Annotated in this window: 17 protein-coding genes, 1 pseudogene, 1 riboswitch and 1 other annotated feature; of the genes and pseudogenes, 10 read left to right on the forward strand and 8 right to left on the reverse strand. The window is 41.0% G+C overall.

Going from position 1 to position 25,110, the window contains the following annotated elements; all coding sequences use genetic code 11:
• Position 1: 1 nt before the first annotated feature.
• From nadD to ACQV1I_RS12145, 4 genes are all read right to left on the reverse strand, one after another.
• Complete coding sequence (nadD, locus tag ACQV1I_RS12130) at positions 2–640, reverse strand: nicotinate (nicotinamide) nucleotide adenylyltransferase (protein ID WP_094702453.1); 639 nt, start codon at positions 638–640, stop codon at positions 2–4.
• Positions 641–653: 13 nt separating this feature from the next.
• Positions 654–2,288 (reverse strand): nicotinate phosphoribosyltransferase, encoded by a 1,635-nt coding sequence (locus ACQV1I_RS12135; protein WP_116334489.1) that lies wholly within the window; start codon positions 2,286–2,288, stop codon positions 654–656.
• 56 nt (positions 2,289–2,344) lie between these two features.
• Complete coding sequence (locus ACQV1I_RS12140; protein WP_094702449.1) at positions 2,345–2,899, reverse strand: cysteine hydrolase family protein; 555 nt, start codon at positions 2,897–2,899, stop codon at positions 2,345–2,347.
• 76 nt (positions 2,900–2,975) lie between these two features.
• A complete protein-coding gene (locus tag ACQV1I_RS12145; protein ID WP_116334488.1) occupies positions 2,976–3,752 on the reverse strand; it encodes an NUDIX hydrolase in 777 nt (258 codons plus the stop codon).
• 332 nt (positions 3,753–4,084) lie between these two features.
• Between ACQV1I_RS12145 and ACQV1I_RS12150 the strand changes: the two genes are divergently transcribed.
• Positions 4,085–4,468, forward strand: a complete 384-nt coding sequence (locus ACQV1I_RS12150) for a VOC family protein (protein WP_104033091.1) — start codon at positions 4,085–4,087, stop codon at positions 4,466–4,468.
• Positions 4,469–4,662: 194 nt separating this feature from the next.
• On the opposite strand, the gene ACQV1I_RS12155 is transcribed toward ACQV1I_RS12150, so the two are convergent.
• The gene (locus ACQV1I_RS12155) at positions 4,663–5,271 is read right to left on the reverse strand and encodes a TetR/AcrR family transcriptional regulator (protein ID WP_116334487.1); all 609 of its coding nucleotides are present in this window, start codon (positions 5,269–5,271) and stop codon (positions 4,663–4,665) included.
• 304 nt (positions 5,272–5,575) lie between these two features.
• Here ACQV1I_RS12155 and ACQV1I_RS12160 point away from each other — a divergent pair, with 304 nt between their 5' ends.
• The 6 genes from ACQV1I_RS12160 to ACQV1I_RS12185 all read left to right on the forward strand — a co-directional run bounded on the left by ACQV1I_RS12160 (position 5,576) and on the right by ACQV1I_RS12185 (position 12,976).
• Complete coding sequence (locus tag ACQV1I_RS12160) at positions 5,576–6,787, forward strand: MFS transporter (protein ID WP_116334486.1); 1,212 nt, start codon at positions 5,576–5,578, stop codon at positions 6,785–6,787.
• Between the two features lie 193 nt (positions 6,788–6,980).
• Positions 6,981–7,120, forward strand: a riboswitch (FMN riboswitch).
• Between the two features lie 319 nt (positions 7,121–7,439).
• A complete protein-coding gene (gene ribD, locus ACQV1I_RS12165; protein WP_116334485.1) occupies positions 7,440–8,594 on the forward strand; it encodes a bifunctional diaminohydroxyphosphoribosylaminopyrimidine deaminase/5-amino-6-(5-phosphoribosylamino)uracil reductase RibD in 1,155 nt (384 codons plus the stop codon).
• A gap of 15 nt (positions 8,595–8,609) precedes the next feature.
• Entirely contained in the window at positions 8,610–9,284 is a 675-nt protein-coding gene (locus ACQV1I_RS12170) for a riboflavin synthase (RefSeq protein ID WP_116334484.1), read from the forward strand.
• Between the two features lie 27 nt (positions 9,285–9,311).
• Positions 9,312–10,508, forward strand: a complete 1,197-nt coding sequence (locus ACQV1I_RS12175; RefSeq protein WP_094702435.1) for a bifunctional 3,4-dihydroxy-2-butanone-4-phosphate synthase/GTP cyclohydrolase II — start codon at positions 9,312–9,314, stop codon at positions 10,506–10,508.
• Between the two features lie 19 nt (positions 10,509–10,527).
• A complete protein-coding gene (gene ribH / locus ACQV1I_RS12180; RefSeq protein WP_026315097.1) occupies positions 10,528–11,010 on the forward strand; it encodes a 6,7-dimethyl-8-ribityllumazine synthase in 483 nt (160 codons plus the stop codon).
• A 261-nt stretch (positions 11,011–11,271) separates the two neighbouring features.
• Positions 11,272–11,521: a binding site (T-box leader), on the forward strand.
• Between the two features lie 114 nt (positions 11,522–11,635).
• Positions 11,636–12,976 carry a sodium-dependent transporter gene (locus ACQV1I_RS12185; RefSeq protein WP_094702433.1) on the forward strand — a complete coding sequence of 447 codons (1,341 nt, stop codon included), beginning with the start codon at positions 11,636–11,638 and terminating at the stop codon, positions 12,974–12,976.
• Positions 12,977–13,286: 310 nt separating this feature from the next.
• On the opposite strand, the gene ACQV1I_RS12190 is transcribed toward ACQV1I_RS12185, so the two are convergent.
• The gene (locus tag ACQV1I_RS12190; protein WP_328588852.1) at positions 13,287–14,681 is read right to left on the reverse strand and encodes a PLP-dependent aminotransferase family protein; all 1,395 of its coding nucleotides are present in this window, start codon (positions 14,679–14,681) and stop codon (positions 13,287–13,289) included.
• A gap of 99 nt (positions 14,682–14,780) precedes the next feature.
• On the opposite strand from ACQV1I_RS12190, the pseudogene ACQV1I_RS12195 reads away from it, so the two are divergent.
• A pseudogene (locus ACQV1I_RS12195) lies at positions 14,781–15,272 on the forward strand (PhzF family phenazine biosynthesis protein); the annotation flags it as partial.
• Positions 15,273–15,720: 448 nt separating this feature from the next.
• Here the strand turns inward: ACQV1I_RS12195 and ACQV1I_RS12200 are convergent.
• Positions 15,721–16,428 (reverse strand): GntR family transcriptional regulator, encoded by a 708-nt coding sequence (locus ACQV1I_RS12200; protein ID WP_094702431.1) that lies wholly within the window; start codon positions 16,426–16,428, stop codon positions 15,721–15,723.
• 30 nt (positions 16,429–16,458) lie between these two features.
• Positions 16,459–17,868, reverse strand: coding sequence for a GH1 family beta-glucosidase (locus ACQV1I_RS12205; protein WP_116334482.1), 1,410 nt, complete (start codon positions 17,866–17,868; stop codon positions 16,459–16,461).
• Between the two features lie 694 nt (positions 17,869–18,562).
• On the opposite strand from ACQV1I_RS12205, the gene ACQV1I_RS12210 reads away from it, so the two are divergent.
• Positions 18,563–24,487: a toxin C-terminal domain-containing protein gene (locus ACQV1I_RS12210; RefSeq protein WP_116334481.1), complete on the forward strand. Its 5,925-nt coding sequence runs from the start codon at positions 18,563–18,565 to the stop codon at positions 24,485–24,487.
• Positions 24,480–25,046: a hypothetical protein gene (locus ACQV1I_RS12215; protein ID WP_116334480.1), complete on the forward strand. Its 567-nt coding sequence runs from the start codon at positions 24,480–24,482 to the stop codon at positions 25,044–25,046. The genes ACQV1I_RS12210 and ACQV1I_RS12215 overlap by 8 nt, the downstream gene beginning before the upstream one ends.
• Positions 25,047–25,110 lie beyond the last annotated feature (64 nt).

The raw sequence follows: 25,110 nt of genomic DNA on the forward strand, positions 1-25,110 counted from the left end.
CTTAGCGGACCTCTCTTACATATAATTGATGTTCCTTGATATAGTCCAATACCTCCTCAGGTAAGAGAAAACTAGCTTCACCATCATTGCGAAGCTCCCCACGAATATAGCTAGAGCTGATTCCCATACTAATCCCTTTCGACATAGTAAGGAAATTTTCATCGTTATTGCGTAATAAGGGGTCCTTAGCAATTAGATCATCGGAGTGATAGCCTTCTCTTGCCATGACGATGAACTTGTTGTTCTTCACCAATTTTTCAGCGTTCCCCCAAGTTGATATACCTTCTAATAAATCAGCTCCCATGATGAAAAAAATCTCATCTTGGGGATACAATTTCTTGAAATGATTCATCGTATCGTACGTGTATGTCTCACCTGGTAAGGCGTTCATTTCAACAGTAGAGATTTCAAATAGAGGTTCTCCCAAGTGATTTTTCTTGTTTTTGCTCGTTTCTAAGGCAATCTGAAGCATGTTTAATCGGTGCTGATCTTCTGTTTGAAGTATTTTATCTCTGCGTAGAGAGGAGCAGGGAATAAAAAATACTTTGTCCAGACGTTTACGTTTAGCCACAGCAGCAGCTGTAAAAAGGTGAGAATAGGTGATCGGATCAAAACTACTTCCATAAATACCGTAACGCATGAAGGTTCCTCCTTTAAGATTCTATCAAGGCAAGCTCGCGTATTTCGTTAATCATCGTATTTTTCAGTTCTCGTAATTCGTCAGACAACGTAACAGGATATACTTCTGGATTGTCTAAGCGAAGATATTCCTCCCAGAATGTATTTTTTTGAGCTTGATGGAACTTTTTGATTTCTTCAAGGGAAGGCTTATCATAGACCAGCTTTCCTTCTTCAAAGATAGGAACTAATAACTCGACTGCTCTAAAATGACTTACTCGCTTCATTTTCAATGGATTCAACGGATGTTTCAGTTGAATTTCCTTCAGGCCTTGAATATTCTCATGATCGAGGCAAATATAATCACCTTTTGCCATACCATCTTGATCGTATAACCGGTAGGTTTTCTTGCAACCCGGATTACTAATCTTATCTATATTTTCAGAGATTTTAATAAGAGCCACCCAATCCTTTTCGGTTCGTCGAGCAACAATTTTGTGTACTCCCCCTAGTGCAGGAGTATCATATGCAGTGATAAATTTGGTTCCAATTCCCCAAATATCAATTTTAGCCCCTTGATGTTTGAGAGAGGTAATCGTATGCTCATCGAGATCACTGGATGCAGCAATTTTTACATATGGGAACCCTGCATTGTCTAGCATTTTTCGCGCTCTCTTGGATAAAAAGGCTAAATCTCCACTATCTAAACGAATGCCAGTAAGCTTTTGTCCATACTCTTGCATTCGTTTAGCTACTTTAATCGCATTCGGGATACCTGAACCTAAGACATCAAATGTATCAACAAGAAGGATACTTTTAGCAGGGAAAACCTCTGAAAAGGCGAGAAAGGCGTCAAGCTCAGTTGGGAAAAATTGAACAAATAAATGAGCATGTGTACCTGTAGTTGGAACACCATATTTTTTCCCTGCTTTCATATTAGAGGAGTAGTCAAATCCTGCAATATAGGCGGATCTAGCTCCTTGTACTGATGCGTCTCGTCCCTGAGCACGTCTTTTTCCCATTTCAATAACACTTTGCCCATCTGCTGCTGTCACAATTCGAGATGCTTTTGTCATGAGCAGGGATTCGCTGTTCACTGTATTAAGCAACTGGGCTTCTATCCAGATACACTCCATGATAGGGGCAACAATTCGTATGTAGGGAGTGTTTGGAAACACGATTTGGCCTTCTTTCATTGCATGTAAGCTTCCAGTAAAACGTAGTGTGCGAAGTTCTACTAGAAAAGCTTCCTCATACAAGTTTTTGGAACGCAGATATTCAATGTCACTTTCATTAAAGTAAAGATTCTCGACAATATCAATGAGTTGTTCTAAACCTCCAAAAGCAACATACCCCCCTAAGTCGCCAGTAAAATCACTGCCTGGCTTAACAAATGGAGCTTTACGATAAAAATCATCAAATACAACTTCCGTGTGGTGAAGGTTCTTTTTGTATAAAGCATACATCATTGTAATCGCGTATTCATCCACATCTAGGCCATAATCTTTAGAAGGATCGTAGAATGGGAGGATTTCAAATTCTTGTTCTCCACAAATAGGGCAGGGCGTTTCTTCAGGTGACATTCTAAAAGTAGGTTGTTTACAAAAATGGCACACATGAATATAGCGATATATTTTTGGATCAATAATATCAAAGATTGTTTTTGTCATCTTCGGTCAGTCCTTTCTTTTACAGCATCTTTTGAGAGAAAATCATGCATGATCGATCAATAGTTAGTTACAACCTGCATTCCCATTTGGTTTTTACAATGCTGTAATGCCCAATCGTGTCCAACAGAGTTAAAGCTTGCAACTGCGTCCTCATGAATGATAACTTCAAAGCCTAGGTACCAAGCAGATACCGCCGTATGGAGTATACATATATCAGTGCATGTACCAACAAGATGAATTTGACGAATACCGCGCGTATAAAGCTGTAACGCTAAATCAGTTCCTTCAAATGCGCTATATCTGGTTTTATCCATCCAATAAATAAACACTTCCTTTTGTTTATAGAGGTTTTGCAGTTCGCCATATAATTGGCGCCCCTCACTCCCAAGTATATTGTGGGGGGGATAGAGCTTCGATTCAGGATGAAAGGGATCTCTTTCTTCATGTGCATCTACAGCCATCACCACGAATTCTCCCTCTTGAAGAAAGTGATTGGTGAGATGAACAATGCGCTCTTCAATTTTTTGGGCAGGTTCTCCGCACGTCAAAGCACCATTGGTTGCAACGAAATCATTAGTGTAATCGATGATCAGGATAGCTTTTTGGTTCATAAATAAATACCTCCATTTTATGAATTCGATTTAACATTGTTAAAATGACCATATTAAAGAATAAAAAAAAGAGGGATTAATAGATGCTCACAAATGGCACATAATTTGTAAATTTATATAGTTTGGCTCGGTTTTGTGAGTATTTAGTCGAGTATTTAGCGGAACCTTCAGCATCTCTGACTTCTTCAACAATCCCTTTTCTATTTATTGTTGACACCAATCGTCTGCTAAAATTAGAGCGATCCACTTTGAAATCGGGTACCACCGTTTCAATGACCTGAAGTAATTCAGATAATGTAAACTCTTCTGGTAGAAATTCTTTTGCAATATTTGTTTGAACCATAATCTCTTGAATTTTTTGTAGAGCATCCTTCAAAATTTCGTTGTGGTCAAACGCCAAATTCATAGACATTGCTTCCTCAACTGTGAACAAACGTGCATCTACAGCATCGTCATCAGCTTTATATCCAGTCAATGCCTGCTCATTAACAAGGGCATAATAAACAACTGTTGGAATCCATCCACCAGGATCACGTCCTGGAGTGTAGTATGCTTTTAGCTGTTTAATATGTACTTTCTCATTTAAGATATGTGTTTCCTCACGTAATTCACGTTCAGCACATTGATCAAGCGTTTCGTGTTCATTGAGAAAACCGCCTGGAAAAGCCCAATATCCTGGAAAGCGATCACTTTGAGGATCACGCTGAATCAGCAATATTTTTAGCTTACGATCGGGGAGTGATTTGTGGTTGGTATCTTTTCTGGACTCCGATGTAATCGTAAAAATACAAATGTCGGTAGGTAAGCCATCAGGAGAGCGATAGACTGGCTTTTCCTTTGGAGGAATTTGCAAAGTAGACAGCTCCTTTCTACAAGTTCTTGAGATTATTTTACATAGTCATTTTAATGTTGTCAATATAACTAAATAAAAAACTAGAAGTTTTTACATATATTCTTTTCTTATGACAAAGAAACCGCATTTCACTTGTATGTAGCTCAGGGATTATATGGCTGTCAAGGGAAGCTTCAAGAAAGAAGTAGGTCAATCAGCGGTTTAAAGAAGCAGGAATGGAAAATAGAGTTTGATAGATAATAATAAAAATGGATCAAAGCACGAACTCTCATCAACTCGGTTTATGCAAGATATTCAGCTTGAATTCCATCTTGTAGGAAAGGAGGATTCCAATGAAGATTAAACTAACTAGTATATTTGTCAATGACCAGGATAAGGCCCTCACATTTTATACGGATGTTTTGGGCTTTGTGAAAAAAAGAGAATTGCCAGCTGGAGATTTTAAATGGTTAACGGTTGTCTCGCCAGAAGGACCGGACGATATTGAATTGCTTCTTGAGCCACTAGGCCATCCTGCTGCCAAGACATTCCAAAAGGAAATGTTTGAGGCAGGCATACCTGTAACGGCGTTTGCTGTTGAGGATATTCACAAAGAGTACGAAAGGATGATCGGGCTAGGTGTGGTGTTTAAGACAAAGCCTATAGACATGAATGAGACCTCCATTGCTGTGTTTAATGATACATGTGGTAATCTCATACAACTCTTTCAGGGATGATAAATATGCACGAAGCAATATCAGTTTGGAATGTTAGCTGATAGACTATATTCTAAGTGATCCCTATCTGACAACATAAATGCCGGTATCCTCTATGATAAGGATACCGGCATTTATGTTGAAAAATTAGTGACGATAAGATGGAGGGACGTAGTGCGTAATGATGTTCTTCCGTACAGGAGTGGAAGTGTCTTTTATTCCGCTCTATAATCCTTCTTTAAAAGCAAGCCATTCAGTATGACAGAGAGGCTCTTTAAAGCCTTGGCTAAGTCAGACTCGGCATTCTCGGAGTTTGCGATCCATAAAGCAGCGTCTACGAGTCCTCCATTCAATAGACGCGCTAAGGCTTCACAGTCAGTCGTTGCAATTAGTTGGTCCTCCATCAATTGTTCAAGCATGTGAGCCATTGTTGCTAGGCAATGAGACTGTGATGATCGAGAATAATCATTGCCTAGCACTGATGGCGCGTCTCTTAGCACGATTCGCTGGATCTCTGGCTCAAGCGCCATAGCGAGATAAGCACGACAGCGACTGACGAAGCCTTCCCAATTTCCTTCTGCTGTCTCTGAGATCTTTGCCAATCTGTCATCCATTTCCACATCGATTTCTTGAACAACGGCTGCCAATAAGCCCTTTTTGTCACCAAAATGATGATAGAGAGCACCGCGCGTTAGCCCCACAGAAGCTGTGAGTTCATCCATGGATGTGTCTGCATACCCAATCGTGCCAAAAGCCTTCCTTGCCGCGCCCACTAACTTGGCGCTTGTTTCTGCAATCATTTCCGTCCGCGCTTTTCGAGCCATTTTTCCTCCTGTTTTCACACGTTGTACATAATGAATTGTCCTCTTTTCTGACTCAATCCCATGTTTATTATTGTTCGACACACAAAGGAATAATCCTTTGAAAATAAGCGATTGTACAGGTGTTATTCATGTGAAGAAGCTGGTGGGATGTTTAAAATGAGCATTGACATACGTCATGTATGTGTATTATGGTATTCACATACATGACGTATGTAAAGTTGTTTAATCTGACTGACGAATCCAACAAGGAGGTTGTAAGGAATGAAGATTGCATTGCGAAACGGTATTTATTTGGAGGGAGATTATGCCTAATCCATATCGTGAGTTATTCGATGCCCCTGGCGCAAAGGGTTTCTCGGCTGCTGGTTTTATTGCGCGGATGCCTATATCTATGACTGGCATCGGTCTTGTAACTATGTTGTCTCAGTTACGCGGCGAGTATTGGCTTGCGGGTACTGTTGCCGCTACCTTTGCGTTAGCGGCAGCTTTGATGGCCCCTCAAATTTCCCGTTTGGTGGATCGATTAGGGCAATCCCGTGTTTTGCTACCAGCCACAGTGGTTAGCGTGCTATCTATTATCGCCTTACTACTGTGTACAAGATATCAAGCGCCAGATTGGACGTTATTCCTTTTCGCATTATTGGCAGGATGCATGCCTAGTATGCCAGCGATGGTACGTGCCCGATGGACCGAGCTTTACCGAGGCTCGCCAAAGCTGCATACCGCTTTTTCCTTCGAGTCGGTTGTTGACGAAATTTGCTTTATCATCGGCCCGGTCATTTCTGTTGGTTTAAGCGTTATGGTTTTCCCAGAAGCGGGTCCTCTTCTGTCGTGCGTATTTCTAGCAATAGGGGTATTGCTATTCACGGCACAAAAGAGTACCGAACCTGCTGTGGGTCCCCTTAGCACTAGAAGCAAGGGAGCGGTGATCAAGATTGGTTCTTTGAGAGTGCTGGTGTACACACTCGCAGCCATAGGAACCATATTTGGGACAGTGGATGTAGTAAGTGTAGCTTTTTCTGAAAATCAGGGTAATACGGTAGCCGCCAGCATGGTGCTTTCCGTCTATGCTATCGGTTCATGTCTAGCCGGATTGATTTTCGGAACTCTTACGTTGAACGCTCCACTTTATCGTCAGTTTCTGGGAGCCGTTGCAATATCGACGATGACGATGCTTCCACTTCTGTTCGTAGATAGAATTGCCACGTTAGCAGTCGCTGTTTTTTTCGCTGGAATGTCTGTGGCTCCCACTATGATCATCACGATGGGATTGGTGGAAAAAATTGTTCCGGAGTCCCAGATTACGGAAGGAATGACCTGGGCAATCACAGGCTTGGGCATCGGGGTTGCTCTAGGATCAGCTGTAGCTGGATGGTTTGTGGATAGATTTGGCGCACGGTCGGGGTTTTTCGTGGCCGTAGTGGCAGGTGTGCTTGCTCTAGTTATCATTATTCTTGGCTACAGAGCCCTCCGATCAGCATACAATCAAGCGATCATGAGCATGGAGAAAATGTAGTAGATTTGAAATGATTAAACTCATACAAAAACGCCATCCTTTCTGTATACTCCTACAAAAAGAATCGCGTTTTTTTGATATAGGGATCAGGCTGTAGCTGATTATGAATAGAAGGCAAAAACATTGGACAAGAAGATAGAAAAGTATCCGTTCCCATGTATGGATACTTGTGTTATACTACTGGCAATTGCATAACCACCTTCAGGGCAGGGTGAAATTCCCGACCGGCGGTAATGACAATTATGTCTGAGCCCGCGACTCGCAAACCGTTTTTGCGACTGACTTGGTGAAAATCCAAGGCCGACGGTATAGTCCGGATGGGAGAAGGTACAAGGCTTATCACATTTTTCAGTGAGGCACAAGATTAGATTGTGGCGGCCACCGCAGACTGTTTTTTCAAAAATGAGAAGACAGTTTATTTAGACGTGTTCAAAAATATTTTTTGAAGGCGTTACGCGTAAGCGGTGAGTAACTCTTTTTTGTAGCCTTTTTTTGGAAAAATGACATGATAGGCTGTATTTCTCTATGCCCTTTTACTGAAAAGGGCATTTTTTATTGTAAAAAAATAGGTTATGTAAGTAACCAAGGTGCGTTTGCAAGAGTAAAAGAAGTATAAAAGTACGGGAAAAAACACCGAAAGGAGGAACGCTTTATGAGTGAGTATCAAAAACACGAGAGGAGCGAACGTGAGAATCAAGCACTTTTGGATCAATCTTTTATGAAGATAGCAATCCAATTGGCAGAGGGAGCAAGGCATCAGACATCCCCTAATCCTACAGTGGGTGCTGTTATTGTTAAACACGGGAGCATCGTAGGAATGGGCGCACATCTGCGAGCAGGTGAATCCCACGCTGAAATTCACGCCTTACGAATGGCTGGGGAAAAGGCAAAGGGGGCGACTGTGTACGTAACCCTAGAGCCATGCAGTCATTATGGGAAAACACCACCATGTGTGCAAGCGCTACTGGAGGCAGGAGTTGCGCGGGTTGTCATCGCTATAGTAGATTCCAATCCGCTGGTGGCAGGTAAAGGATTAGCAGTACTAAAAAATGCGGGTGTTGATGTACAAACCGGTGTAATGGAGAAAGAAGCCCGACAATGTAATGAGTCATTTTTTCATTATATCAACACGAGAAGGCCGTTTGTTACGTTGAAGACAGCTAGTACATTAGATGGGAAGTTGGCCACAACAACAGGCGATAGCAAATGGATTACAAGTGAAGTTGCACGAAGAGAAGTTCATGAGGAAAGAGCCAAATCTGACGCTATTTTAGTGGGCATCAGCACAGTAATACAAGATGATCCTTTACTTACAGCTCGGTTGTATGAAAATGGAAAGCAGCCGATACGTGTCATTCTTGATCAAACACTTCGTATTCCAAAGACAGCTACTATTTTGAATGATTCTACATCTTTGGTCTGGATTTTTACCACAAGAAGAGCTTCTCAACAAAAAGCAGCGTTTCTGCGCGCAAAAGGAATCCGGATTACGGTGCAGCAGGAAGATCAACTAACGATACCTTTTGTTCTACAAACCTTGGGAGAGGCTCAAATTGTCTCGGTACTTGTGGAGGGTGGTAGCAAGATAAGTGGGGCTTTTTTAGAAGCAAAAGCAATACAAAAAGTAATCGCCTATGTCGCTTTTACACTCGTGGGTGGAGAGCAGGCTCCCGTTGCCTATGGGGGATTCGGCATCCCCTTTATGAAAGATGCAATCAGGCTGAGGGATGTAGCAGTAGAGACCGTGAGTGAACAGGAACTGAGGATAACGGGTTACCCACTTTGGACAGATCCAATCAATTCATAAGGAGTGAAGACGATCATGTTCACGGGAATTATCGAGGAAATGGGAACGATCAATGGAATTTTAACCAGTCAAAAAGCTGGAAGTCTGCATATAAAAGCTAGTTTGGTGGTAGAGGAGAGTAAACTAGGTGATTCCATTGCAGTGAATGGGGTTTGTTTGACGGTTACCGAGTTTACAGGAAACGGTTTTGTCGTCGATGTCATGCCAGAGACGCTGAAGAGGACGACTCTAAGCGAGCTCCGTAATGGTGATCTAGTAAATTTGGAACGGGCAATGTCTTTAGGAGATAGACTAGGTGGACATCTGGTATCAGGGCATGTTGATGGTACAGGGAGAATTTTATCTAAAAGACAAAATGAAAATGCCATTCTATTTGAAATCGAAGCGGGAGCAGATATAAAACGTTATCTCATTCCCCGAGGCTCCATTACAGTAGATGGAATAAGCCTAACAGTGGTTGACATCAAAGCCAACTCCTTTTCCATCTCGATCATTCCGCATACAGCAACAGTTACAACGCTCGGAAAGAAACAGGTGGGAGATTACGTAAACCTTGAAAATGATGTAATCGGAAAGTACGTGGAAAGGCTACTAGCTCCTCAGGGAGATTTGTTCAATTCTTTGCATCCTGCTGGTGCCAAGCAACAATCTGTAACAGAAAGCTTTTTACGTGACAATGGGTTTGTGTAATACCAATAGGGTAGGGGAGGAATCTACATGCTTCACACGATAGAAGAGGCCTTGGAATCATTGCGTCAAGGAAAGCCCATCATTGTTGTTGATGACGAGAATCGGGAAAATGAGGGAGACTTTCTATGTATGGCGGAGAAGGCAACACCTGAAATGATCAATTTCATGGTTACTCATGGGAGAGGGTTGGTTTGCGTTTCGATTGAGGACAAAAGAGCTCGCGAGTTGCAGTTAAGACAGATGGTAGAAAATAATACAGATCATCATGGAACAGCTTTTACAGTTTCAATTGATGAAAGGGACACGCATACTGGTATATCAGCGCATGAACGTTCGCAAACGATCATGGCGATGCTCGATCCGCAAGCAGTAGCTGATCGTTTCCGACGTCCTGGACATATCTTTCCGTTGGTTGCCAAGGAGGGTGGAGTATTAAAAAGAGCAGGACATACAGAAGCGGCAGTAGATCTGGCAAAGCTTGCTGGTGGTTATCCAGCTGGTGTGATTTGCGAAATCATGCAAGAGGACGGAAGCATGGCCCGTTTACCTGCTTTATTAGAAATAGCGAAACGTTTAGACTTAAAGATTGTTTCGATCGAACAATTGATTCATTATCGCATGCAAAGTGAATCGTTGGTGAAAAAGGAAGCAAAGACAACTTTGCCTACGGAATACGGAGATTTTCGTATTTTTGCCTACTCTAATACGTTGGACGGAAAGGAGCATGTAGCCCTTGTTAAGGGAGATATTTGTACTGCACATCCTGTTTTAGTGCGGGTACATTCTGAATGTTTAACAGGTGATATATTTGGGTCTCTTCGTTGCGACTGCGGACCTCAATTGCATGCGGCCTTACAACAAATCGATGAAGCAGGAACGGGAATTCTTCTATATATGAGGCAAGAAGGGCGTGGGATTGGTTTAATAAACAAATTAAAAGCATATCAGTTGCAAGAAGAAGGCTTAGATACTGTTGAAGCCAATGAACGGCTAGGCTTCCCTGCTGATTTGCGTGAATACGGAATTGGTGCACAAATATTGCGCGACTTGGGTGCCAAGAAATTGCGCCTGTTAACCAATAATCCTAGAAAAATCGTTGCGCTCAATGGTTATGGTTTGGAAGTAGTAGAGCGTGTACCACTCCAAATAAAAAGTCATAAGCACAATCAAAGATATCTGCATACCAAGCAACAAAAATTAGGGCATATGCTAACTTTACTATAATGAGGAAATGAGGATGGCTATGAAAATCTGGGAAGGCAATCTCGTAGGTTCAGGATTACGTATCGGAGTTGTTGCTGGTCGATTTAATGAGTTAATTGTCAGTAAGCTGGTAAGTGGGGCTATAGATACACTAAAACGACATGGCGTGGAAGAAAAACAGATTGAAATCGCATGGGTTCCGGGAGCCTTTGAGATTCCACTTATGGCAAAAAAAATGGCTGAAACAGCGCGTTTTGATGCGATTATTACGTTAGGAGCGGTGATTCGCGGATCAACTCCTCATTTTGATTATGTATGTAATGAATGTGCAAAAGGGGTAGCAGCTCTTTCTATGACCAGTGGAGTACCTGTTATTTTTGGTGTCCTGACAACTGATAATATTGAACAAGCTATTGAACGTGCTGGGACAAAGGCTGGTAACAAAGGATGTGAAGCGGCTACCTCCGCTATTGAAATGGCTAATTTGGCGCGTAGCTTTGAGGAATCTGCTAGATTAGGATAGGTGCCCTCTGACGGTAGAGTAAGCAAGCGAATCCGCAGAGTATACGTACAAAAGTGTATTGTAGATTGCTTCTATACAAGGAGCGCGTATTGAAACTTTGAAAATAACAAGGATCGCCCCTAATGTTTTAAATTTGTGAAAATATTCTTTTCTATTTTTATAGTTTCTTTTTTTGATAAAAAAATTAATATCTTGCTTGACAGTCGCAAATATACCCTATATAATTCTTAGTAATTTCAAAGGAAAATATATTCGGAATATTGGAATGCGATGAATAGGAGTAGTAAGGTCATGTATTTGTGCAGAGAGCTATGGGTTGGTGCGACATAGTCAAATGACATCTTGAACTCGCCTAGGAGCAGTAAGGTGGAACGGAAGTCTAATTCTTAGTAAATCTTAACGACTAACCTTCGATATCAGGTTCGTAATCAAACGATTACTGCTAAGGTGGATTCATTATGGAATCAATAAGAGTGGTACCGCGTTAAGTAAATGGCTTAGCGTCTCTTTATATAAAGGGATGCTAGGCCATTTTTTATTTATACAGGAAGAAATGGAGGTTTTATGGATTGGTCAATAATATTTGTTTATTAATATAAAGTCATTTAATTAGGAGGAAAATTTGATGAAACAGACGGAGCAATGGACTTCGAAATTAGGATTTATAATGGCCGCAGCAGGATCTGCAATTGGCCTTGGCGCAATATGGAAATTTCCTTATATCGCTGGAAAGAGCGGGGGAGGAGCATTCTTTTTAATCTTTATATTGTTTACTGTATTAATTGGTCTTCCGCTATTATTAGCTGAATTTATGATAGGGCGTAGTACACAAAAACAAGCAATTGGAGCATTTAAAAGTATTGCACCAAATACAGGGTGGCACTGGATTGGACGTCTTGGCGTTGGTACTTGCTTTATTTTGCTATCATTCTACAGTGTTGTTGGTGGTTGGGTATTAATTTATTTATTCAGAGGAGTAACAGGACAACTTATTACACCACAGCAAAATTATAGCGCGGTATTTACCGAAACAATTGGGAATCCAGTTTGGGCCATTGTCGGGCATTTTGCTTTTATGTTTATTACGATATATGTTGTATCAAAAGGTGTACAAAATGGAATTGAAAAAGCGAGTAAATACATGTTACCAGCATTGTTCATTCTGTTTATCGCTCTTATTATTCGTTCATTAACACTTGATGATGCCATGAGGGGTGTTACGTTTTTCTTACAACCTGACTTCTCAAAAATCACTTCAGAAAGTATTTTATTCGCAATGGGTCAATCATTCTTTGCGATTAGTATTGGGATTTCCATTATGATTACGTATAGTTCTTATTTAAATAAAAAAGAAAGTTTACCACGATCAGCAGTAACGATTGTAGCATTGAATTTATTTGTTTCTCTATTTGCCGGCCTTGCTATTTTTCCAGCAGTATTTTCATTGGGAATGGAGCCAACAGAGGGACCAGGGTTGCTATTTATCGTTTTACCATCCGTGTTTAGTCAAATTCCATTTGGAAGTTTCTTCTTAACAGTATTTCTTGCACTATTCGCCTTTGCAACTTTAACATCTGCATTTTCTTTACTTGAAACAGTTGTTTCAGCCATAGCAAATGGTCAGCAAGAAAGAAGAAAAAAATTGTCATGGACAATTGGTCTATGTATTTTCTTAGTAGGTATTCCGTCAGCACTTTCATTTGGTATATGGAGTGATGTTACAATCTTTGGTAAAAATATTTTTGATGCAGTAGATTTTTTATCACTTAATATTTTAATGCCACTTGGAGCTTTGTTTATTAGTATTTTCGTATCGTTTAAAATGGAGAAAAAGATATTGGAGGCTGAATTTTTCGTAGGTGGAAACTACGGGAAGTCCTTGTTTACTTGCTGGGTATTTTTGCTTCGATTTGTCGCTCCGATTGCGATTATTATTGTCTTTTTGAATGTGATTGGAATTATTTAACTGAAATGTTGTAATATTCAGTTAAATTTCGGATGTTATGTATATGTCTAATCCTTCTCTTAAAATAAGAAAGGGGTACATCAACATTTCGAAAAAAATCGCTAAGTAAACTTATAAAAACAAAAAGTCGATTTCCTGTATGCTCAGGGATCGACTTTTTGCTGTTAATTTGTTTGGAGTGGCCGAAGAGTGTCGCTTAGGGGGGGATCCACCCTTACAAAAGGAGAAACTATTCAATCAAGGTTGTTGAAGAGGTTACACAAACAATCTAAAAAACGATTTTCCTTCAGGATCAAAGGAAAATCGGGCATCAAAAAAACAGCGAGTTGTCATGCTGTTTTTTTGATGAAATGACTGAATGAAAAATGCTACATAATGTTGTAACTCCTTCATGTAATAGTTGTTCACTCATATAAGAGTAGCTCAATCGTAAGTGATGATTTTCTAACTCCACAGGGTAGCATGCTGATCCAGGTAAGAATGTTAGTTGCTGTTTCTTTGCTTCTAATAGGAGGTGATTCGTATCTATCCAAGAGGGAAGACTAATCCATACGTTTAATCCTCCTTTCGGGATTATCCACGATACCTCAAAAGGCGCATGTTTGGAAAGTAACTCAAGAACCAAATCTCGTCTTATCTTTAGAGCAGTTCGTAGTTTTTTTGTATGATCAATCATTTTTTTAGATTTGATAAATGGTAATATTGATTTTTGTGTGAGCAAAGGACTTCCTAAATCAGTATTTGCTTTGGCTGCCAATAGACGTTTGAATATGGAACCAGAAGCAGCTACTATTCCAATTCTACAACCTGGCGCTAGTGTTTTACTTAAACCTTTTACATAAACTACATGGCCATACTGATCCATACTTTTAATGGAGGCCGGTGGTTTCTTATCAAAGTAAATTTCACTCCATGGATCATCCTCTATAATAATACTTTGGATACTTTGAGCTAAATTAAGAATTTGTTTTCGCCGTTTAAACGTCATAACAGCACCTGTTGGATTATGAAAAGTTGGAATCGTATAAATAACTTTGGGTTTATATTTGTCACATAAATTTTGAAGTATATCTACTCGCATCCCATCTTGATCAACAGGAACAGTAAGTATTGTAGCTCCTCTACCTCTAAAAACATCAATAGCTCCTGGATACGTAGGGGCTTCCATTACAACTACATCACCTGGTCCAACAAATGTGCGTGCAACAAGATCTATTCCTTGCTGTGAACCACTTGTAACTAAAATGTTCTCAGGTGTAGTAGGAGCTTCAAATTCTTTTACATACTCATACATTGCGTTTCTAAGTTGTTCATCACCTTGAATTTCTCCATATTGTGATAAAATTCTTGGGTTTTCAGAAAACATTTGGTATATCTCTCGCTCTAAATATCGATTAGGTAGAAGTCCCGGATCAATCATAGAGGATGAAAGGTGAATCTTCTCAGGGGCATGATGAAACTGAGCAAACTGAGATCTAGGTAAATAATCTTGAACAGATAGTTGCCAATTATAAGAGTGAACCTCCTTTTGTCTATCCACTATTTCTTTTCTGTCCGCCTTTACGAATGTTCCCTTTCCTTGGATAGAAGTGACAAAATTCTCTTGTTCCAGTTTGGTGTATGCCTTTACTACTGTAACTAAACTTACTTCGAGCTGTTTAGATAGTTCACGTACTGACGGTAATTGTACACCTTCTTCACTCATTGTCTGAAACTTAATTCTGTCCACATTATTTTCATAATAGTTGGCAATTACATAGGCTGTTGCCAAAGTAGCATGGCCACAGAGATCAATCTCTCCCCCGGGGAGCTTGTTGTATTAAAAAAAGATGAACTTTATGAAATGGATTTACCTAGCAGAATGCCTGAAAAACATACGTTGACAAAGCAAATGGTCGAAGCTCTTGGGGTAAAGCCTATCGAAACCTATTTGGGCAGAGATTTAATGTTTGTATTAGAAACGGAAGAGGATGTTCAAAATGCATCTCCTGATTTTTCTAAGCTGGAAAAATTGTCAGATGGTTTGGGGGTTTTAATTACAGCAAAAAGTGAACATTATGATTTTGTTTCTAGATGCTTTTTCCCAAAGTTGAATGTAAATGAAGATCCCGTGTGCGGTTCTGGGCATTGCAGTTTTATTCCCTACTGGGCAAAACGCTTAGGTAAGGACGAAATGGTAGCGAGACAGCTCTCTAAGCGTGGTGGAACGCTATATTGCAAATCTTTAGGAGACAGAGTAAAAATCAGCGGTACAGCAGTTGTGTATGCTATCGCTGATATTCAATTAAAATGTTAAGGAATGAGGTGTCGTATTTTGAAAATAGGACGAAAAATTGAAGAGCTGGGTATTAAACTACCTGAAAGCTCTTTCCAAAGGCAATGTATGTACCGGTAAAACAATTGGGAAATGCTTTATTTGTATCAGGATATGTGAGTAGCTTTGCGTCAGTAGTTGCGTATTTTGCGTGGAATGCTAGTGTAAAAATTGTTGGTGTAGGGAGTGCAGCAGCATATTTTAACTTACTTCCAGTTTGGACCGTATCAATGATTTATTGAAAAACTAGCATTATGTAATTGCTTTAGATTTTGTGGGTATAGTATGTTGATTTTAAATGAGAATCAAAAGATTATCTTAAAGGCATTATCATGGCAGTTTCCTGTACGAGACATGCTTATGATAATGCCTTTTTCCTTGGTATATGCTTGAAAATGTTTGGATATATACTGTGCTTGTCCTTGCCCTTTTATTTAAAATTAATTCGATTTAAAAGCTTTGTCTTCTGATAATGAAACATGGATTGAGATAACTCGAATATCGTTCCATTTACAAGATATACCGTATTTTCAATAAGAAGCGTTGGATCGTGTTCATTTACTTCTAATAATTGTGCACTTTCTTTATCTATTTTTTCACAACTAATCACTTTATCTGCAAAACCGATGTTGAGCTGCAAGTCTTCAATTAAATAACTATATATGGAACTCGATGCGATATCTTCATGTAAATAGGGCACAACGTCTTTTTTAAAGAAGCTTATTTCAATTGAAAATGGTTTACCGTCTACAATTCGTACTCGCTTCACAAAATATAGTTTCGTTCCTACCTGACATTGCATCCGTTCTGCTAATGTGTCGTCGGCTTCCATTACATGTAACTCTAATACTTTGGTTTCGATATTTTGAGAAACAAGATTTTTCGTTAAACCACGTAGACTTCCTAAATGAATATAATCTGTTATAGGGGCTTCACGTAAAAACATCCCACTTCCTTGCACTTGAAAAATATAACCTCGGTTGACAAGCTGACTAACAACTTTACGTATCGTATTTCGACTAACTTGGAATATATTCATTAACTCTTCTTCAGTTGGTAACTTTTTTGTGTCATTGAATTTTCCATCGCGAATATCTTTCTCTAAAATATCGGCAATTTTTTTATATTTTACATTCATATTCCGTCTCCTAAAACGAACTTTTCTCTTTTACAGCTCTTGACCCCTTGTTTCAATGATATGCTTATACCAGTGAAATGAAAGCTTCTTTTTACGCTTTAAATTATCATTATGATCTACAAAAATAAAACCATATTGCTTTTTATAACCATTTAACCAACTTAACAGGTCAATAACAGACCATGCATAATATCCTTTTACATGAATTCCTTCCTGGATCGCACGCTTTATAACTTTTAAATGTTCTTCAATATATTTAATTCGTGGAACATCTACAATTTCTCCATCAATAATTGGATCTTCATCACCAAGCCCGTTTTCCGTCACATACATTTTAATGTTACCATATCGCTCTTTTAACATATGCAAGCCATCTAAAAAACCTTTCGGCGATATTTCCCATCCCCATTTTGTATATGTTTTGTCTTGCATACGCACTGTTCGATAAAAACCATCAAAAGAAGGATTACCTGGGGCAAGAGTAGATGTTTCTCTAGAATGCATCTCATTCGTAGTATCCTTATGATATCGTTCCACTCGCATGGGTTGGTAATAGTTCAAACCGATAAAATCGTTTTTCTCAGCGTTTTGTTTTATAATCTCTAATTCTTCAGTAGTCCAGTTAGGCATCCATCCCTTTACTTTTAATTGCTGTATAACATAAGATGGATACTCTCCTTTCAGAATTGGATCATAAAACCAAAATGTCTCATATTCATTCGCATGACGTTCCGCTAATATATTATCCGGCTGATCATCTATACTATAGGCAGGTAAGAAAACATGTGTAATGCCGATTTCCCCATATTGCTTTAACTGTTTGTACATTTTAACTGTTTTAGCATGTGCATAAAACACATGGTGAGTAGCCTGAAAGTAATTTGGAACATCATTTTGAACGCCTGGTGGATGTGCTCCTTTTAAATACCCTAATCCACAAAACATAACTGTCTCATTAAATGTAATCCAATGCTTCACTCGATTGCCAAATGCTTTAAAACAAATTTCTGCATATTTTACAAAAGCCTCTGCAGTTCGCTTATTCGTCCATCCACCATCTTTTTCAAGTGTCAATGGTAAATCCCAATGGTACAAAGTAACAAACGGAACAATCCCATATTGTAAACATTCATCGATGACTCGGTTATAAAATTCTATGCCTTTTTCGTTTATCTCTCCATCACCAGTTGGTAGAATACGTGCCCACGAAATGGAAAAACGATACGATTCTAATCCCATTTCAGCCATTAATCGAATATCTTCTTTGTATCGATGATAATGATCAATAGCCACATCTCCATTTGTCTGATTGTATGTTTTACCAGGAATTTTAGAAAAAACATCCCAATTCGTAACGCCTTTTCCATCTTCATTCCATGCACCTTCTACTTGATAAGAAGCTGAAGCAGCTCCAAATAAAAAATCATATGGAAACTTCAATTTACATACCTCCATTTTGTATAATGAATATAATTTATATCTACTTATTTGATTTGTAGGTACAAATAAACAAGTTAATTATACTCTAAACTACAGCTTTTTTCTATATTAGAGACCATGAATGAAACAAGGTCCTTACTCGTAATTTCGCGGGTTAATTTGGTTAAACTGAATTACTACAAAAATCAAACCAAGTCAGAGCTACATTACGAACGTGCTAGTATATATGAAGCATGGTATAAAATACGTAGATTTAGACGCTTCAAAAGAAAAATCTTTGCTGATTTTCACACACATACTGGGAAAATTTGCTCTTAGGTATCTAGGAATGATCTCGCGCCGCGTTATCTTTGTCTTGCTACATTAATAAAAGCTTGCTTCATCGATTTTTTCTACGTAAAACCTAGAATGAAATAATGATAAACATGGCAATAGAAGTCTACGCCCTCTGACAGAAAAAATGAACTGTTGGAGGTTTTTTATTTTTTTGTTTGTGCGGCTTTTATATATGGAATAATTTTGGAATTATCTTGTGGGAATTCACAATTGAATGACTAACCTCCGAATAAGTATAAAAGGAGGAAAAAAATGAAAATGAGGACGAGCAAGAAACAAACTGGACAAACAACCGGAAAAAGAAGCCTAGCAATATTGACGAAATACCATACCACCCATTGGGAGGGGGGGCTTGTGTGTGAAAACGACAGCTAACGTAGCGGGATACGGAAACCTTCAAGTCGTATCTCCCTACGATATCCAAACATTGCAGGAGCTACAGCTAGTCAAAAAAGCAACCGACCACGCCAAGCTCTATCTAACCGGAATCATTCCGGAAGAGAAGAAGGATAGCTACATCGCGATGGCCACGAGTAGCGATATCATCGAGGTCAACGAGGTAGAGGACGGAAGAGTGGTCCGGAATCTATTTACGGGACTCATAGAAAATATCGGCGTTCGAGCTGTCCGTGGCATCTACTATATCGAGCTAGAAGGCATCTCGCTGACAAGCCGGCTAGATATAAAAGAGAAGACCAGATCCTTTCAAGATAAGAACATGACGTACACAGCTCTACTAGATTTGATTCTAAAGGATTATCCAGGATCAGACTATCTCGACTATGCTACAAACGGTGCCAAGTTAGAAGGCTTTACGCTGCAATATAAAGAGACAGATTGGGCGTTCATCAAGCGAATGGCGTCACGCTTTGGTGCGGTTTTGTTACCAGAAACAAGCTCCAAGACACCAAAGTTCTCACTTGGTGTGCCAGATGGAAAATTAGGACAACTACAAGACTATCACTACGGTGTGGCAAGATCACTAGACAGGTACACGGAAGCCACCACGGGACATGGTAGCGAGCTAGACGAGACAGCCTTCACTCACTATACGACGGAAAGCGGTCAGTATTTTGCATTAGGGGACAAGGTGCTATTTCAGGAGAAGGAGCTGACGGTAGCGGCATCTACAGCGCGCTTTACTGAAGGCGGCTTGTTATATACCTACACCCTTTGCCAAGAGGAAGGCGTTTTGCAGAACCCGATTCGAAATGAACAGCTAACAGGTGTCTCGCTCGAAGGAAAGATTATTGAGATTCGCAGAGATACTGTCAAGGTTCACCTCGATATCGATAAAACCCAAGACAAGAGCAAGGCCTGGTGGTTTCCGTATTCCTCCGTCTACTCAACAGAAGGTGCCGATGGCTTTCACTGTATGCCACAAGAGGGAGATGCTGTCCAGGTTTATTTCGCAACCAGCCAGGAGGACGGAGCGGTAGCGATGAGCTCCGTCCGCAAAACAGGACAGGATTCTCCGAAGATGGGCAATCCAAGCGAAAAATACTGGGGCACGAACTTTGGCAAGGAGATGAAGCTGGGCGGCTCTGATTTTGTACTTACTGCTAAGGACAGTAAAGAAGGCAAGATGTTTATTAAGCTGGATGTAGAAGACGGCATCGAGATACATAGCGATAAGGCGATTATGTTTTCCGCGGAAAAGGACTTGGAGATTGAGACAGATACTAAGTTCGAGATTAAAGCGCAGGAAGCAATTTATCTGCTGTGTAAGGAAAGCAGTATTGTGCTAGATGGGGAGACGGATATTCAGGGAACGGTGCTAAAAGTAGATGGCTTAATTAAATCTCCTGTCTCAGTGGCTGACCTAGAACCGGAGCCAGAACCAGAGGACCCCGCGCCGCCTCCACCGCCGCCGGAGGAGGAAAAGGGCTTCTGGGGAAGCTTATTGGATGGCGTGCAGTTGGCATTAGATGTGGTGGGGATGATTCCAGTAGTTGGGATCGTTGCCGATGTTGCTAATGCGGGCATCTCGGTAGCTCGTGGAGATTATGCAGGAGCGGCTCTTTCATTGGCGGCGTGTATTCCATTTGCGGGAGCAGCCGCGACCGGTGCTAAGCTCGGCATGAAAGCCGCGAAGGCGTTAAAAATGGGAAAAACAGTAGCCAAAGTAGCTGATAAAGCCGCCGATGTAGCCAAAGTGGTCACAAAGGTAGCTGATGTAGTAGTTGGAAAGGTCTATACCGCCTCGCGTAAGCTAAAGAGCACTGTCAATCAATTAGCAGCTGTTAAAAAGATAAAAAGCAGTATGAAGCTCAAGGCAATGGCAAACAGTCGTGTTGGCAAAATTGGAAAAGCCGTTACAAAAGAAGTCGCGACAGAAGCAGGATACCAAGTGCTAGAAGAAGTGGCTGGTGATGTAGCATCCTCTGTTTTGGGAGTAATAGGTGGTAAAAAGAATAAATATAAAGGGAAGAAGAAATTATCTAAAAAAGAGCGCAAAAAAGCCGCTCAAAGGGCAAAAAATGCGGATATGCAGAAGGCCAATAAAAAAAGCTGTATAGGCGATCCGATTCATGCTGGTTGTGGAGCGCAATTTATCATTCATCCTACTCTGAAGCTGTATGGAGCTGAGACATGGACGTTTGAGCTACACTACAATTCGTTGCTTCTTCAACAAGGCGTACTCGGTAAAGCTTGGACGCATAATTATGAGATGCATGCCGACATAGAGCGTATTGACCAGGGTGAGATTACCATCTGGTGGAACACAGGCAGAAGAAATGTGTTTATGCAGATGGAAGCAGAGAATCCATTGTTTTCTTCAGAAGATGTAGACATGATGTTCTACGAGCTTCGCCGTCTGGAGAATGGTTTTGAGCTGTTCAATCGAAATACGCGGGAAACCTACTACTTTAAACGAAATGGACAGGTAAGTAAACAAACGAATGCCTTGGGGCAAGCGTTAACCTTTATCCATGATTCCTCTAATCGTCTTGTCAAAATGACAGATGTGATTACAGGTCGCTCTCTATCCTTAACATATGGACAAGACGGGCTATTATATAGCGTTTATGATGCCTCTCGCAGTGTACAATTCGACTATAATGAGTCGCGTCGTCTTAGCCAATTCATTGATCCGAATGGAACGGTCAGCGAACTAATATACACCGATCAAGGACAGATCGAGTCTCTTACCGTTAACGGAATCATGCAGTACCAGAATACCTATGACCATGAGGGACGGGTCATTGCACAAACGAATGCTTTGGGCCTAGCTTCTCACTTTAGCTACGACACACAAAGCATGCCTGGTTCCATGATTACGACTTTCACAGACAGCTTGGGTGTAACCGAGGTCTTGGTTCATGACGAGCGGATGCTACTTCTAGAGAAACAAGAAAAAGATGGTAGCCGTGTGTCGTATGAATATAATGACCGAGGTCAAATGATTGCCGAAACAGTAGGGAAAGGAGAAACGACCACCTACCAGTACGATGAGCGAGGCAATCTGATTCAAGTAGTCGATCCACTAGGGAACCAAACCAGCTATGTATACAGCGAGAATGATTTGCTGTTGTCCGAAATCAATGCGGAGGGTGGCATCACGAGCTACACGTATGATGAGCGTGAACGTTTGGTAAGCATTACCCGTTCCGACGAGAGTCGCTCAGAGATTGGCTACAACGAGCACGGACAACGCGTAAGCTATACAGATTCGAATGGTGTGAGGAGCCGTTATCAGTACGATGATAAAGGCCTACTCACTGGTGTCTATGACGGAGAAGGTCGTGTCATACAAGTAGGCTACGACGAAGTAGGGCGTATTGCTTCGTTCCAAGATGGACGAGGTGGCAAAGTACGCCGCACCTATGATGCTAACGATAACATCGTACAGGTAATCGATCCGCTTGGACGCCAGTATTCCTTTGCCTATGATGCCTTCGATCATCGTGTGGAAGAAAGGATGCCTTCAGGAGCAATCACCCGTTATCGTTATCATGTGTTGGGATCGATGGAAAGCGTAACCGATGCTCTCGGACAGACCACCACCTATCGGTATGACACAGAGGGCCAGTTGATTGCCGTTATCCAGCCAAATGAAGCAGAAATTCACTATGAGCGGGATCAAATGGGGCGCATTGTCTCCATTACCGATCCATTAGGTCGAACCGAGAAAGCAGCCTATGATGAAACCGGACGCCTCCTTCAGGTTTGGGATGCGCTGGGGAATAAGGTACAGGACGTTAGCTATGATGCAGGAGGCAATCTCATTTCCGCTACAGATGCCCTAGGTCATACAACGCTGTACGGTTTTAATAAATTGTATCAGTGCACCAAGAAGACAAATGCTCTCGGACAAAACACGACCTATGCCTACGATACTGTTGCTCGTCTAATCGAGGTTATGGAAAACGATGCCGCGATCTATCGTCAGCAATATGACAAGGAAGGTCATCTCATCAGCTATACCGATGCCAATGAAAACGAAACGACGCTTCGGTACGATCAAAGTGGATTGGTGGTGGAGGAACAAAATGCCACCGGGGAAGCTACCCATTTTGCCTATGATGAACGAGGCTGGATGCACAAACGTACCAATGCCAGAGGACAGGAAACCCACTATCGCTACGATGCCGCAGGTCAGCTGATCGAGCAAAAGGACGAGGTTAGCACAGTTCGTAGAGAATACGATACAGACGGCAATCTCGTTACGATACAGGAAGAAGGAGCGGGCGCGAAGCATCGGGAGTATGACCTGTTGGGACGTGTCACTGCTTGTACAGATAGCTACGGAAATACCATCCGATACCGTTATGACGAAAATAGTCAACTGACCCATCTCATCTATCCAGATGGGAAGATTGTTCAATATACTTACGATTTGGCTGGACAGCTCACGGAGGTAAAAGACTGGGCAGGACGTCGTACTACCTACGTCTACGACGAAAATGGGCGACTGATCAAGACTGTCAGACCAAATGGAACCATCGAGCAACGCAGTTACGATGCCGCTGGACAAATGCTGCGTCTGTGGGATCAAAACCGCCAAGGCGTGATGCTTCAGAAATACCGCTACGTGTACAATGAGCTAGGGCAAATTGTACAGGAAGAGGAAAAGCAGTACACCTATGACGCTTTAAAACGTTTAGTAAGCGGTGAATGGCCCGGCGGTCGTGTCTGGTACAGCTACGATAAAGGCGGAAACGTCACAGGAATCAAGACAATAGAGGCCGCATCCCAGAAGGCTATGGGGTATGGAAAGGACAACCAACTTTCCCATGTAAATGAACAGCCCGTAGAGATGGATGCAGACGGCAATCTACTCACATGGACAGAGAATGAGGAAACTCATACCTATGTGTACGATGCACGTAATCGCTTAGTTCGCACAGGTCAAGCGCACTACACCTATGATGCCGAGTACGTACGTACTTCGATGACTTGGAAGGGAAAGACAACACGCTATGTAGTCGACCAAGTGGAGGAGCTTAGCCGTGTTCTTATGGAGTTAGGAGAAGACGGTAGGCCGAAAGCCTATTATGTGTACGGACAAGGCCTAATCGGTCGAGAGGATGCACAAGGAAATTATTTGTCGTATCATACAGATATGCGTGGTAGTACCACGATGCTGAGTGATTGGAGCGGACGAGTCACTGACCGCTACAGCTACGGCGTGTATGGCGAATTAGAACAACACGATGGTACAACTTCCCAACCGTTTTGTTATAATGGAAGAGATGGTGTCATGACCGACCCGAATGGCTTGTATTACATGAGGGCGAGATACTATCATCCCGGACTGAAGCGATTCCTGAATCGAGACATTTTAGCAGGAGACGTGACAGAAGGGCAGACCTTTAACCGATTTGCCTATGTGAATGGCGACCCAGTAGGGTTTATTGATCCGCTGGGATTGGCAGGGCTTGGGACTGATGATTGTCCGAAGGGGAATAAGGGGACGGGTAATGATGCTTATGGTGGATATTATAAACGTAAGCAACAAAGAACTAGTGATTACAATAATAAAACAGGGAAATGGAGCCCAGCGAAAAAGACAACACCTCCTAATGGACCGTATCGGACTGATAAAGAGGCAGATATTGCTGCTGAAATATTAGGTTATAAACGAGTTCCAGAAAAGTCACATGGTAGAGCAGTGTATAGTAACGGCAAGGAATATATCTCTCCAGATACGCCAAGAAAAACAACTGGTTCTACAGATAACGGTGGGGTTTGGAAAAAGGCAAAATCTCCGCAAGATTTGATTAGTAAAGATACCAGATTAGGAACTTATGATAAATACCTAAATAGGATAGGTGATTGATATTAGATATTATTGGCAGGTTAGTAAGTATAAAGAACAAGAACTTCCTCTATATGGGGAAGGGGCAATTCCATCTTGGACATCAGTTTCCGATATTGGGAAAGTAATAAATGGTAAAGTCCTAACTGTTAATGAATATTTAACTGTTGAGAATTTGTATATTCAAGCTATTAAGGTTTTTATGATGTGTTCAAATACAAATGCATTAATCATTGAGCAACTGGAGAAACCATTTAGTTTGGAAGTAATAAAAGAAAGTAACAAACAAAAAGGGCTTAATGACAGTGATCCTAATGAACTTTATGATTTTTACCAATTAGCCACAGAGGGGGCGGTGGTTGGTACACATGAAGTAGAATATCTCAGTCGATTAGCTCTCAGAGAAAATTTATGGGCTCAGTTACAATGTGAATCAATGTTTTTAAGATTTGATTATGATTATTACATCGACATTGGAAGTATAGGAATATGTGAAGAGGCTATAACAAAAATACGTGAATGGGGACTCACTATAAACCAATGGGATGAACCTTATCCATTTGACCCATCTACTAATTAGAGGGATTAACCCGGAATTAACCTTGATTGGCTTTGTGCCTTTCAAGGTTTCTTTTTATAATGGG

This window comes from Brevibacillus sp. JB24b, assembly GCF_051713385.1.
GTDB lineage: Bacteria > Bacillota > Bacilli > Brevibacillales > Brevibacillaceae > Brevibacillus_B > Brevibacillus_B laterosporus.